Source organism: Commensalibacter papalotli (ex Servin-Garciduenas et al. 2014) (assembly GCF_000527695.1).
GTDB classification, from domain to species: domain Bacteria; phylum Pseudomonadota; class Alphaproteobacteria; order Acetobacterales; family Acetobacteraceae; genus Commensalibacter; species Commensalibacter papalotli.
Genome location: NZ_ATSX01000002.1, coordinates 148,475 through 162,033 on the forward strand (window position 1 = coordinate 148,475; position 13,559 = coordinate 162,033).

At 37.6% G+C, this 13,559-nt stretch carries 13 protein-coding genes and 1 tRNA gene; 7 read left to right on the plus strand and 7 right to left on the minus strand.

Features of this window, described 5'->3' with window-relative positions; all coding sequences use genetic code 11:
- Positions 1–209 precede the first annotated feature (209 nt).
- The 5 genes from COMX_RS07725 (at position 210) to COMX_RS07745 (ending at position 5,705) form a co-directional block, all read left to right on the plus strand.
- On the plus strand, positions 210–956 hold the full coding sequence (locus tag COMX_RS07725) for a gamma-glutamyl-gamma-aminobutyrate hydrolase family protein (RefSeq protein ID WP_034339584.1): 747 nt from the start codon (positions 210–212) through the stop codon (positions 954–956).
- The gene (locus COMX_RS07730) at positions 940–1,716 is read left to right on the plus strand and encodes a pseudouridine synthase (protein WP_034339587.1); all 777 of its coding nucleotides are present in this window, start codon (positions 940–942) and stop codon (positions 1,714–1,716) included. Before COMX_RS07725 ends, COMX_RS07730 begins: the two co-directional genes overlap by 17 nt.
- Positions 1,717–1,724: 8 nt before the next feature.
- Entirely contained in the window at positions 1,725–2,291 is a 567-nt protein-coding gene (gene rsmD, locus COMX_RS07735; protein ID WP_034339590.1) for a 16S rRNA (guanine(966)-N(2))-methyltransferase RsmD, read from the plus strand.
- Between the two features lie 61 nt (positions 2,292–2,352).
- A complete protein-coding gene (locus tag COMX_RS07740; RefSeq protein ID WP_084051567.1) occupies positions 2,353–5,046 on the plus strand; it encodes a DNA translocase FtsK in 2,694 nt (897 codons plus the stop codon).
- Positions 5,047–5,048: 2 nt separating this feature from the next.
- Complete coding sequence (locus COMX_RS07745) at positions 5,049–5,705, plus strand: RluA family pseudouridine synthase (RefSeq protein ID WP_034339594.1); 657 nt, start codon at positions 5,049–5,051, stop codon at positions 5,703–5,705.
- A gap of 48 nt (positions 5,706–5,753) precedes the next feature.
- Here COMX_RS07745 and rfbD read toward each other — a convergent pair whose 3' ends face one another.
- The 4 genes from rfbD to rfbB are packed head-to-tail and all read right to left on the minus strand — an operon-like array spanning position 5,754 to position 9,174.
- The gene (rfbD, locus tag COMX_RS07750) at positions 5,754–6,632 is read right to left on the minus strand and encodes a dTDP-4-dehydrorhamnose reductase (protein WP_034339597.1); all 879 of its coding nucleotides are present in this window, start codon (positions 6,630–6,632) and stop codon (positions 5,754–5,756) included.
- Positions 6,633–6,645: 13 nt separating this feature from the next.
- The gene (gene rfbC / locus COMX_RS07755) at positions 6,646–7,206 is read right to left on the minus strand and encodes a dTDP-4-dehydrorhamnose 3,5-epimerase (protein WP_034339600.1); all 561 of its coding nucleotides are present in this window, start codon (positions 7,204–7,206) and stop codon (positions 6,646–6,648) included.
- Positions 7,207–7,217: 11 nt separating this feature from the next.
- On the minus strand, positions 7,218–8,111 hold the full coding sequence (gene rfbA, locus COMX_RS07760; RefSeq protein ID WP_235176835.1) for a glucose-1-phosphate thymidylyltransferase RfbA: 894 nt from the start codon (positions 8,109–8,111) through the stop codon (positions 7,218–7,220).
- Positions 8,112–8,121: 10 nt separating this feature from the next.
- On the minus strand, positions 8,122–9,174 hold the full coding sequence (gene rfbB, locus COMX_RS07765) for a dTDP-glucose 4,6-dehydratase (RefSeq protein WP_034339602.1): 1,053 nt from the start codon (positions 9,172–9,174) through the stop codon (positions 8,122–8,124).
- A 160-nt stretch (positions 9,175–9,334) separates the two neighbouring features.
- On the opposite strand from rfbB, the gene COMX_RS07770 reads away from it, so the two are divergent.
- Complete coding sequence (locus COMX_RS07770; RefSeq protein ID WP_034339604.1) at positions 9,335–10,000, plus strand: histidine phosphatase family protein; 666 nt, start codon at positions 9,335–9,337, stop codon at positions 9,998–10,000.
- 112 nt (positions 10,001–10,112) lie between these two features.
- Positions 10,113–11,447 (plus strand): lipopolysaccharide biosynthesis protein, encoded by a 1,335-nt coding sequence (locus COMX_RS07775; protein ID WP_034339608.1) that lies wholly within the window; start codon positions 10,113–10,115, stop codon positions 11,445–11,447.
- Positions 11,448–11,456: 9 nt separating this feature from the next.
- Here COMX_RS07775 and COMX_RS07780 read toward each other — a convergent pair.
- The 3 genes from COMX_RS07780 to COMX_RS07790 all read right to left on the minus strand — a co-directional run bounded on the left by COMX_RS07780 (position 11,457) and on the right by COMX_RS07790 (position 13,555).
- Positions 11,457–11,532, minus strand: a tRNA-Lys gene (locus COMX_RS07780).
- A 308-nt stretch (positions 11,533–11,840) separates the two neighbouring features.
- A complete protein-coding gene (locus COMX_RS07785) occupies positions 11,841–12,743 on the minus strand; it encodes a ParB/RepB/Spo0J family partition protein (RefSeq protein WP_034339611.1) in 903 nt (300 codons plus the stop codon).
- Between the two features lie 23 nt (positions 12,744–12,766).
- Complete coding sequence (locus tag COMX_RS07790) at positions 12,767–13,555, minus strand: ParA family protein (RefSeq protein ID WP_034339614.1); 789 nt, start codon at positions 13,553–13,555, stop codon at positions 12,767–12,769.
- Positions 13,556–13,559: the final 4 nt, after the last annotated feature.

A 13,559-nucleotide genomic window follows, 5' to 3' on the forward strand; every position in this document is an offset into this window, starting at 1 on the left:
TCTTCTAGTTACATTACACGGATAAACATTCTAACTCTGCAAGAATTTTGTTGCCACGAAAAACAGGAAAAGAGAAATCAATGACTATGTTTATAATTACCCCTGACCCCACACATTCTTTATTAAACAGATAAAGAGACTTTGACAAACAGGTTACTTATTCTTAAAGAAGATATTATAACTCCTCATAACAACATAGATTAATTATATTGACGACATTTCTTTCTCCGCCTTTGATTGGCATTACCCTTGATGTATTAAACGGTTCAGAGCATGAATATTCTGCATATCCATGGATGGCTCTGCGTAAAAATTACACAACCATTACCATTGAGGCAGGCGGTATTCCGATAGGTCTTCCCCCTTTAAACCCTAAAAATATAGATTTTATACTTGAAAAACTGGATGGATTAATCATCAGTGGAGGAAATTTTGATATTTCTCCACATCTTTATGGCGCCCAAAATATTCATAAAAATGTAAAACTCAATAAAGTACGTACAGAATTCGAACTCGCCCTTGTAAAAGCCGCCTGGGGGAAAAATATACCTGTCTTAGGTATTTGTGGTGGGGCACAATTAATGGCTGTATTTTTAGGTGGAGAACTTTATCAACATCTTCCTGATGATATGCCTGATGCACTCCCTCATGAACAACAATTACCCCCTCATCAAGGAAGTCACTCTGTCTTAATTCAACCTGATACTTTTTTATCCACATTAAGCCCAAGAAAAAGCTGGGCTGTTAATTCCTCTCATCATCAAGGAATTAAATCCGCAGGAAGAGGGATAGTCAGTGCCATTGCCGAAGATAATCTGATTGAAGCTATCGAAGATCCTTCACGATCTTTCTTTGTTGGTGTACAATGGCATCCCGAATTCGGAATTGAATATCCTGATCGTAAAATTTTCTCTGCTTTAATTGCCAAGGCGAAACTCTATGCACAACCCCAATAATGATTCTGTTTCTGATTCTCCAAACAAAGGGGAGCGTATCGCTAAATGGCTAGCCAGAGCAGGTGTGGCATCTCGCCGAGAAGCAGAAGTCATGATCGAAGAAGGTAAAATCTCTTTAAATAATGAAATCGTAACAAAACCTGCGACCTTTGTACAAGAACAAGATATTATTCGCGTTGATGGACAAGTTATCTCTCCTCCAGACCGCACACGTTTATGGCGTTATCATAAACCTGTTGGGTTAATCACCACGCACAAAGATCCTGAAGGACGTAAAACAGTTTTTGAGGCTTTACCAGAAACCATGCCACGTGTGATCAGCGTGGGCCGTTTGGATTTAAATAGTGAAGGCCTATTATTACTAACCAATGATGGTGCTTTAGCCAGAAAACTAGAAATGCCCACCAGCCAATGGATCAGACGTTATCGAGTAAGGGTCTTTGGCACGATTAATCATGATGATTTTAATAAGCTGAAAAAAGGAATTACGGTTGAAGGGATCCATTATGCCCCGATTGATGTCAAAGTTGATTCGCACAAAGGCAATAATACTTGGTTAACAGTCTCCCTTCAAGAAGGGCGTAACCGTGAAATCAGACGAGTAATGCAGCATATTAACCTGCAAGTAAATCGATTGATTAGAATTGCCTATGGCCCATTTCAACTAGGAACTTTAGCCAAAGGTGGCCTTGACGAAGTGACTTTAAAAGTTATCAAAGAGCAAATTGGACTTGCCTCTATTGAACCTCGAAAAAAGTAAATTTTGAGATGCGCATCATTGCAGGAAATTATAAAGGCACCACTTTATTTACACCTATAGGTAAAGAAACACGGCCAACTTCAGATCGTGCGCGACAAACATTGTTTGATATATTAATGCATGCGCCTTGGGCAGGAAAAAAATTTATGGAAAATGCAATTATTCTCGATGCATTTGCTGGCACAGGTGCTTTGGGGTTGGAAGCCATTTCCCGAGGTGCACAAAAAGCATATTTTTTTGAAAAAAATGTACAAACTAGACAAACCTTAGAAAAAAACATTCAACTTTGCCGTGCAAATTCTGTAAGCATCCTATATAAGGATGTCTTAACACCTCCATTAAGCCCCTGTTCATGTAATTTGCTTTTTCTTGATCCCCCTTACCATCAGGAATTAATTCCTATTGCATTGAAAAAACTGCAACAACAAAAATGGATCTTGCCAGATGCATTGATTATTACAGAGACAGCCATTAATGAGGAACTACCTATAAATCAATCATTTGATATGATAAACGAGCGAAAAATAGGTGCTGCATATTTAAAATTTTGGAAACAAAACAATATAATAGAGTAAATTTGATTGTCTCTATCCGTTACGAACCCTTTATCATCATACTAACAAATGGATAATCATAGTGATCGGCCATAATAAAACAGAAAAAATTATTTCTTCTGAATTACAATCTGCATTTGGAAAACGAATCGTGCAGCTAAGTGGTTGGATTCTGTGGGTTTTTGCATTTTTGTTAACCTTGGCATTAATCAGTTATAATCCATCTGATCCCTCTTTTAATACCTCCTCGACACAGCCTCCTACTAATTTGTTGGGGTATATTGGGGCACATTTGTCCGATATGTTGATTCAATGGGTTGGAATAGCCAGTTTTTTCCCCGTTATTGTTTTTATGGCATGGGGATGGCGAATTATTAGGCACCAGCATTTGCAAGGTTTTGTCTTGCGAATTATCACAACATTATTTGCGTTACCTGCCTGTGCTGCGGTTATTGCTGCTATTCCGTTATTTGTTTCCAACGATTTTTCTCCACAATGGCCCAGTGAATCAGGAATTGGTGGCTCTGTAGGATTTGTTATTGCACAAACCTCTTTTACCGCAGCTTCTGACGCTTTGGGGCTTTCTGGTAAAATCCTTATTTGGACGCTTGGAATTATTCTTTGTTTGTTACTCGTTCCTTTATCGATGGGATTATCAAAACAAGAATGGTATCGCATTCTCAGATTCTTTAAACGCACGTTTGGAATTATTACTTATTTAATCTTTAAACGAAAAAAAGCAGCACCAGAATCAGACCAATATACGAATAGTACCTATTCTTCTCCTGTTCGCTCTTACGACAAGTCACCATTTAAATCTGATCCAAAAACAGCATCTGAACAAGAATATACACCACGTTCATATCAAGAATCTATTAGGACAACGACACAAAATCCCTATCCTGCAACTGCGCAAAGGAAACAAGAGGCAAGCTCTTTAGCGCCAGATAATACCCCTATTTTTGATCCTCAAAATCCTCAAGATAAAAACATTAAAAATACTGCATATGCTCCGACGCCACCAGCACAGCTTGCATCCCCTCCTGCTATGCCAGTTACTCATCAAGAGTATAACGAGGATAGCTCTGTATTTGAAGAAACAGAAGCAATTAATCCCCCTAAGGCAAAAGGGATTTTTTCACTGTTTCATAAACCAATTAAAGAGCGCTTAACCCCCATTAAAGAGCATATTGTTAACGAACATATTACACCCATCAAAGAAACTTTACAGGCAGCCGATCCTTATAAACAAGAAGAACAATACCCTAGTGAAAACTCTTGGGCATTTCCTCCTGTCTCTTTACTGAGGAAAAATCCAGAAGGGAATAATAACCGACCTAGCGAACAAATGTTGCAAGCAAATGCCCGTATGTTGGAAAATATTTTAGATGATTATGGGGTCAAGGGTACTATTGGTGAAATTCTATGTGGGCCTGTTGTTACCTTGTATGAATTAGAACCCGCACCAGGTATCCGCTCTGCCAGAGTGGTCGGATTATCTGATGATATTGCGCGTTCTTTATCGGTTATCTCTGTGCGTATTGCTACTGTTCCTGGGCGCAATATTATTGGTATTGAAGTGCCAAACAATACAAGAGAAATGGTTTATTTCTCTGAAATGTTAACCACAGAAACTTGGCACCGACATACAGCAAGACTTTGTCTTGCTTTGGGTAAAAACATTTTTGGTGAACCTATTTATACAAATCTTGCCAAGATGCCACATCTTCTGATTGCTGGAACAACAGGATCTGGAAAGTCTGTTGGGGTCAACTCAATGATCCTGTCCTTACTTTACCGTTTATCTCCTGATGAATGCCGTTTGATCTTGATTGACCCAAAGATGCTGGAGCTTTCTGTTTACGAAGGGATCCCCCACCTTTTAACACCAGTTGTCACAGATCCTCACAAAGCATTATCTGCACTTAAATGGGCCGTCAGGGAAATGGAACGCCGTTACCGCCTTATGTCTCAACTAGGCGTTCGAAATATTGATGGTTTTAATCAACGGATTACCAATGCACGCAATCAAAGCAAAACTATGACCCGCAGGGTACAAACAGGATTTGATACAGAAACTGGCCGTCCAACGTTTGAAGAACAACAAATTCCTTTGGAACATTTTCCATATATTGTCGTTATTATTGATGAAATGGCTGATTTAATGATGGTGGCAGGTAAAGAAATCGAAGTGGCTGTTCAGCGTCTAGCTCAAATGGCGCGTGCAGCTGGAATTCACGTTATTATGGCAACCCAACGCCCTTCTGTTGATGTGATTACAGGAACGATTAAAGCCAATTTCCCAACCCGTATTTCTTTTCAAGTGATTAGTAAATTCGACAGCCGAACCATTCTTGGAGAACAAGGTGCTGAACAATTATTAGGTCAGGGCGATATGTTGTTCATGCAAGCTGGTGGTCGCATTCAACGCGTTCATGGCCCATTTGTTTCAGACGATGAAGTTGATAAAGTGGTTCAACATTTACGCAGCCAAGGAGAGCCTATTTATGTAGAAGATGTAACCGCAGAGCCTGCAGAAGAAAATAATAACTCTGGTGGACGTTCCGGTAATAATAGTGATGAACTTTATAATCAAGCCATTGCTCTAGTTGTCAAAGAAGGCAAAGCATCAACCTCTTTTATTCAACGCCATTTATCTATTGGTTATAATCGTGCCGCCAAGATTATCGAACAAATGGAAAAAGAACGTATTGTCAGCCCCGCAAATCATGTTGGCAAAAGAGAAATTTTGGCCAATAGAGCTTCAGACGATTAACCATGACAGAGCTTCCCTTTCCCATTATATTTCAAAATAACCATTTTATTATTATCAACAAACCTGCTGGGATGCCTGTTTATAGCAACAGACACTCTGAACAACAGTCTGTTGAGGATTATTTTCCTCTTCTTTCTAAACGCAAAGAAGGGCCTTGGTTAGTACATAGATTAGATCAAGATACTGCTGGATGCTTGGTCATTGCTTTACGCAAGCAAGCTTTGATCAACGCACAAGCCTGTTTTGAAAATAAAAATGTTACTAAAATCTATTGGGCAATCGTAAAAGGAAAGCCTAATGAGAATTCTGGATTAGTTAAACTACCACTTGCAAAAGTTACTAAAAACAAAAAATGGTCTATGCAGCACGATCCCAAAGGGCAATCAGCTTTAACAAAATGGAAAATACTAGGGACAAATGGAATCATTACTTGTCTTGAATTACAACTTTTAACGGGCAGAACTCACCAAGCAAGAGCTCATTGTGCATTATTAGGAAATCCAATTATTGGGGATCGTATTTATAATCCTGTTAGTAATAAAAATGAATTTTTACAACTCTTTAGTAGGGAAATAAATCTCCCTCTATCCCCTCCCCTATTCGCTCAAGCTGAACCGCCAGCACATATGTTAGACTTTTTAAAAAAGTGCCACTTATAAAAAAACCCTGAATATTTCAGGGCTTTTTATTATAACTATTAAAACACCTTAAGCACTCAACAATGTTTTTACAACTTTTGCAACACTATCCTGCCATGTAGGCAAACGTATGTTAAATGTTTGATATAATTTATCTGTATTTAACCGTGAATCTTGAGGACGCTTTGCAGGAGTTGGCCAGTCTTCTGTCTTAATAGCAGTCACTTCTGGCATTTTTTGACCATATAGAGAAGCTTGTTGTAAAGCCTCAACAGCCAATCCGTGCCAAGTTGTATCTCCAGTTCCAACAGCATGGTAAATACCATTCCACTGAGAATTCCATCCTTCTTTTAAATAACGATCCGCAATTTGCATAATTGCACATGCCAAATCATCTGAACAAGTTGGGTTTCCATATTGATCACCAACGACTTTTAATGCCGGATTTTTAGCGCCTGCATTAAGCATTGTGCGAACAAAATTTTTACCGTGTGCAGAATACACCCAAGCCGTTCTTAGAATAACAGCGTTTGGTTGTGCTGCTAAAATCGCTTGTTCACCCTCAGCTTTACTGGCCCCATAAACAGTTTCAGGAGAAACAGGATCAGTTTCAACATAAGGAGAGCCTTTATCACCAGCAAAAACATAATCTGTAGATACATGAATAAAAGGAACATTGTTAACCGCACACAATTTAGCCAGCTGTGCAGGGCCATCACGATTAACCAAATAAGTATCTTCTTGTTGTGTTTCAGCGGCATCGACAGCGGTCCAAGCCGCCGTATTAATAATCAAATCAGGCTTCTCGCCCGCAAAAGCAGCTTTTAACGTGTCAACATTCGTAAAATCCAACTCTGGACGTCCAAGAAACGTCAATCGATCATCTTTTAAATTTAGAAAAGAAGTTGCTAACTGACCGTCTTTTCCACCAATAACCAGAATAGTCATTTATTTTTACCTCTTATGGATATGAAAACCAGCCTTTTGCTTCGGAAAAACCAGGATTTTGTGCATCTTTTTCCGATAAAATAGTCTCTTCTTTTTTAATTGGCCAATCTATTGCCAAATCCTTACAATCCCAACGTACTGCACGTTCACTGGCTTTATTAAATAAGCCCGTGCATTTATATTGTACCATCACATTATCCGTTAAAGTACAAAAGCCATGTAAAAATCCTGGTGGAACCCAAAGCTGTGACCAATTATCTGCAGAAAGCTCAGCTCCAACCCATTGTCCATAAGTTGGTGATCCCGTGCGTGCATCAATCGCAACATCCCAGATTGAACCTTGGGTACAACGAACTAATTTACCTTGTGCATAAGGCGCCAACTGACAATGTAAACCTCGGACCACACCTCTTTGCGTAGAAAGACTTTGATTATCTTGAACAAAAGGAAGATGAATACCAGCTTCTTTTAAACGTTCTGCATTATAAGTTTCAGAAAAAAAACCACGATTATCCTGAAAACGAGGTGGAGTAATCAATGCAACTTCAGGAATAGCTAAAAATTCTATTTTCATTATTAATTTCCTTAACCTTCTTGAGGTTCATTAGACAATTCAAATAACATCCGACCTAATTCAGTCTTTTGAACACGTTTAGCCAATGTACGTAATTGATTGGCATCTATAAAACCACGACGATATGCTACTTCTTCAGGTGAGCCAACTAACATTCCTTGACGAGATTGAATTGTTTGTACAAAGGTCCCCGCTTGCATTAAACTATCAGGCATTCCAGCATCTAACCAAGCACAACCACGCCCTAAAAGTTCAACGCGTAACTCTTCATTATCTAGATACATTTTATTTAAATCTGTGATTTCATACTCTCCACGAGGAGATAGCTTTACCTCTTTTGCGTATTGAGTAACTTTTGAATCATAAAAATATAACCCTGTTACGGCCCAATTCGAAGGTGGATCAATCGGCTTTTCAATAATTTGCTGCGCTTTCCCATCTTCATCAAAAGAAACAACACCGTATCTTTCTGGATCACGAACCTGATAGGCAAAAACAGTCGCACCATTTTGTCGTTGTGCAGCTTGTTGTAATAAAACACTTAAATGATCAGCAAAAATTAAATTATCACCTAGAACCAAAGCGCAAGGGGCCCCATCCAACCAACCCTCACCCAAAACAAATGCTTGTGCTAATCCCTCTGGTTTCGGTTGAATACAATATTCAAAACTGACTCCCCAATCAGAACCATCACCTAACAATCTTTTAAATTGAGGGATGTCTTGTGGTGTCGAAATAATCATAATATCCCGAATACCTGCTAACATTAACGTAGATAAAGAATAGTAAATCATCGGTTTGTCATAAACAGGTAATAACTGTTTACTTGATGCCAAAGTTAATGGATGTAAACGCGTTCCAGAACCTCCTGCGAGTACAATTCCTTTCATTGGTTTTGCTTGCATCTTGATTTCCTTATTTTGTTCCTAGGCGTTGACCACTATATCGTTTATCACGAATAGATTGCCACCAATCTTGATTATTTAAATACCATTGAACAGTTTTGCGAATACCTGTCTCAAAGTTATGTTGTGCTTTCCAATTCAACGTTTTTTCCGCATGAGAAGGATCAATTTCATATCGGAAATCATGGCCAGGGCGATCCCCAACAAATTTAATTAACCGTTCATATTTCCCTTTTGAATCAGGTTTTAACTCATCCAAAATAGAGCAAATCGCCTTCACAACATCTAAATTGGTTCGGGGTTGTCTTGCACCAATGGCATAGGTTTCACCTGGTTCACCAATTTCAACAGCTTTCACCAATGCTTCGGCATGATCTTCGACAAATAACCAGTCACGTATATTATCGCCCTTACCATAAACAGGTAATTCTTTGCCTTCTAGGGCATTAATAATAATCAAAGGAACTAATTTTTCAGGAAAATGCCAAACCCCATAATTATTCGTCGTATTGGTTACAAAAGTCGGCAATCCATATGTATGGAACCAAGCGCGTACTAAATGATCAGAAGCCGCTTTTGATGCTGAATATGGACTACGAGGATCATAAGGTGTTGTTTCTGTAAATGGAGGGTCATTAAGTTCAAGATGGCCAAATACTTCATCTGTTGAAATATGATGAAAACGAAAATTCTTTTTTTGATCTTCGGACAAATCTTTCCAATATTCATAAGCAACGTTTAATAAGGTATAAGTACCAACAACGTTCGTCTCTACGAAAATACCAGGCCCATCAATGGAACGATCCACATGTGATTCAGCAGCTAAATGCATAATTGCATCAGGCTTATATTGTTCGAATACTTTTTTTAATGCTGCTGCATCTGTAATATTTATCTGACAAAAATGATATCGCTCATCCTTTTCAATTTCTGCTACTGTTTCTGGAGAGGCTGAGTAAGTTAACACATCAACATTCACAACAGAATGTTGAGTATTATGAATTAAATGACGAACAACAGCAGAACCAATAAAACCACATCCGCCCGTAACAAGAATTTGCATAATAGGATACACCTTTAAAAAACTTTAAAGTTAAAACTTTCTTCTTTTGTAAACGTCTATATATATAATATCAAGCTATTTACCTTCTAATATAAGAGGTAATAACGTATATTTAATGACTGTGTTATTATAATCTAGTTTATTCATATAGAATCTTAAAATGACAAAAAATATTTATCAATTTCTTGATAATCCTGCTCTGATACAAAGTTCAACACGCTTTTGGTTTATCCGCCATGCCATTGTTAATCAAACAGATAGAAATTATCTTTATGGCTCTATGGATGTCCCTCTTTGTCCTGACCATATCAAACAACAACAACATATTTATCATCACTTGGCAAAAAGATTACCTCAAACCAAATCTTGGATTACTTCGTCTCTTTCTAGAACCCAAGATACAGCTCGTTTAATCCAAAATGCTGGATATGGTCATCATCCCTTACAAATTGATAATTCCTTTTTGGAACAAGATTTAGGAGAATGGCAAGGACTAACACATGGTATCGCAAGCAAATATTGTCAATATCCGTCACATCCTTTTTGGCCTTTTTGCGCCAAAGAACGTCCACCTCATGGGGAAAATATGTATGATGTAATTCACCGTGTTGGTCCACGATTGAAACAGCTTGCCGATATTAATCAAGGGCAGGATATTATTATTGTCTCCCATGGTGGTACTATCCGAGCCGCAATTGCTTATAGTTTAAGAATACCTCTTGATTCGGCTTTATCGCTATCTATTTTAAACCTTTCTATAACCATCCTAGAGAAAAATAAAGATAATTGGCGTGCATTAACCATTAACGAATATCCAACAACTTGATACTATTTGTTCTCTTGGTAAAAATTACATTGGTCAATTCAATAATTTAAGGTTACTAAATCTTAAATTATCTTATATGAAGTGACTATTATTAACGATTTGGGAAACTATCGTGTCTGATACAACTATTCCCTCAAATAGAGGTAGTTTAAGGCGTTCAGGGCGTAATCTGCTTAAATTACTTAGTGGAAAAGCCATCAATGCGCCTTTAGGCCTTTTACAAATTTCTTTAACCATTCATCTTTTAGGGGATAAAGGATACGGTTTTCTTATTCTGATACATTCATTTTCTCAGACTATAGGTGATCTCGCAGAGTTTCAATCTTGGCAAACCGTTTTACACTATGGCCTTAAACCATACGAAAATAAAAATATACCCTTGGTACAACGTGTCTTAAGATTTTCCTTTCTTTTAGATATTTGTAGTGCAATTTTTGCTTTTATCGTTGGCATTCTGTGTGCTGTTTACTTTAGCTCTTATCTGGGATGGCCGCCAGAATGGCGCTATTTAGGGATTTTTTACAGTTTTAGCGTTATCTTTACAACCAGTGCCACTTCTAATGGTATTTTAAGATTGCTTAATCGATATGATTTAATTGCTATCCAAGGAACGGTCTCAACCTCTACTCGACTTTTAGGAATTTTATGTTTAATCCTAGTTGGAGGCGGCCTTACAGGTGCTGTTGGAATATGGATGTTAGCTTCTATTGTCAGCTTTTCATCGTTTTTAACTTTTGCTTTGTATCAATTACATCGCCACGGCTTACTCAAAGGGTTTCTAAATGGTATTCATGAAGGCCTTACCAAAGACTTGCCTGGCATATGGAAATTTGCATGGAATACAAATTTAAATATGACTTTTTCTTTGGCTTTCAAACAAATTACCACCCTGGTTATTGGGGGAACACTGGGGCCTATTGCTGCTGGATATTATAATATTGCCAATAAAATAGCAGAAGCAATGGCCAAACCTATTGTCTTATTACAATCGACTTTATATCCAGAAATGGTGCGCTCTTGGCAGAGTAACAAACCCTCCCATCTCTACAAAATGGCCTTACAAATTACCTTGCTTACAGGCGTATTTACAAGCATATTACTTTTAATTTTACCCTATATTGCTGTTCCAATTATGCATATCTTGTTGCATAAAGACCCAACACCTGAAACATTAACTTTGTTATATTGGCTTGCAGGTGCAGAACTTGTTTTAATTTGGGGAATGTCTCTTGAACCTATTTTAATCACAACAGGAAATACTAGTGGTGCCATTTATGCCAGAGGTATAGATGTTTTAATTTTCTTACCAATGTTATTATTATCTATTCAATGGTGGGGAATGACAGGTGTTGGTCCTGCAACAGTAATCGCTGCTTTTATCCTGATTTTCTTCCAAGCTTTCTTTATTCTATTAGCTCGCAAAAAGAAAAAATTACAACGATCTTAAACTTGAAATTGGTGGGTGCACAAGGGTTCGAACCTTGGGCCCGCTGATTAAGAGTCAGCTGCTCTACCAACTGAGCTATGCACCCAATAATTATTGACACTATCAATATCAAAGCATCATTTAAAATACAAGTTCAAATTCAATATTAGTCCTAATAAACAGTTTATTTATTTTTATTTAACATCATACAAAATTAATCTATCTTACACATAGACATTTTATACAATAAATTTCCTTTATTTATAATAACATGTAAAATATTTACATAATTATTAAAAACTTTATCAATTCAGATAAGAGCTTTTCTTGAAAAGAGATTAACCTTTTATATTGCAATCAAAATCAATCAGTTAATTATCATGAATACATAAAAGATATGTTTTATCTTACCATTTATTTTTTGAGTAAGCTCAACAACTCATCAAACTGTTCCAAAGATTTATAATAAATTTGAACAGTTCCCCCTTTACCATCAAATTTAATCTGTACGTTCAAGCCAAGCTTACTACGCAAGTCCTTTTCTAATAATTTAAGCTCTGAATCCAAAGGCTCATGCTCTTTATGTTTCTTTGGCTTTTTTTCCAGATCTCTTTTAACTAACTCTTCTGTTTGTCGAACGGTTAAACCACGCGAAATGACTTCTTTTGCAGCAGCAACTGGATTAGGATGCATTAATAGTGCACGTGCATGACCAGCACTTATTTTTCCTTCTTTTAAATAAACCCTCACTTCTGCAGGAAGCTGTAATAAACGAATAGTATTAGCAATATGAGGACGTGATTTCCCTACCGCAGCTGCTAAATCTTCTTGGGTGAGCTCAAATTCTTCTAATAACCTTGCAAATCCTTCAGCCTCTTCAATGATATTTAAATCTGCGCGTTGCAGATTTTCTACCAATGCTGCTGCCATCGCATCACTGTCGCTAAGCTCACAAACGCGCACTGGCACTTCATGAATAGTAGCTAGTTGAGCAGCACGCCAACGACGTTCCCCAGCAATAATTTGATAGTGCCCTTTATGACCTGGCTTTTCTCTTACCAATAAAGGCTGCAATATTCCATGATGTTTAATGGAATCTGCAAGTTCCTGTAAAGACTCTGGCATCATCACTTGACGTGGTTGAAAAGGTCCTGGTTCTACAAATTCAATTGGTAGATTTAACAAAGAAACTGCATTACTTTGTTGTGTTATCTCGTGAGGTATAGATGTGTGTATTTTATCCTCAACCGCATTTCCTAACAAAGCAGCAAGACCTCTGCCTAAACGTGCCTTTTCATGATTTTTTTTGCCAGCCATAATAACTCTTACCTTTTATTTTTTTATTTGAAGCGACGCATTAATTCTTTGGCAAGATTTATATAAGCCACAGCTCCTGCTGACCTACGATCGTACAACATAATTGGCTTACCATAACTTTGGGCTTCTGAAATGCGAATATTTCTGGGAATAACCGTTTTACAGACTTTTTCCCCAAAGAATGCTTTTGTATCCTCAGCAACTAATTCAGAAAGCTTATTACGCTTATCATACATGGTTAAAACAATTGCTCTGATATCTAATTCAGGATTTAGAGATTTTTGCACTCTTGTAACCGTTTTAACAAGATGACTGATCCCCTCTAACGCCAAAAATTCACATTGTAATGGCACGATCAGCCCATTAGCCGCGACCAAAGCATTTAACGTTAACATCCCCAAACTGGGTGGACAGTCAATTAAAATATAATCGTAATGTTGAGGTAATGTTGCCAATGCATTTTTCAAGCGGAATTCACGACTTTCAACATCAATCAATTCCAACTCTGCACCAGCCAGATTCCCATCGGCCGTAATTAATGATAAATTAGGAACAATTCCTTGTTTAATCATACCTTCACTTACAGCACCATCAATGAGCAGGTTATACGTACCAACAGCACGATCATTATAATCAATACCTAACGCTGTTGAACTGTTGCCCTGAGAATCCAAATCAATCAATAGAACCTTTTTCTTTTCTGCCAATGCTGTTGCCAAATTAATTGCGGTTGTTGTTTTTCCAACCCCACCTTTTTGATTGGCAATCGCTAAAATATGTGGTGTTTTTAGTTTTATATTTTTCTCGGTCATACTT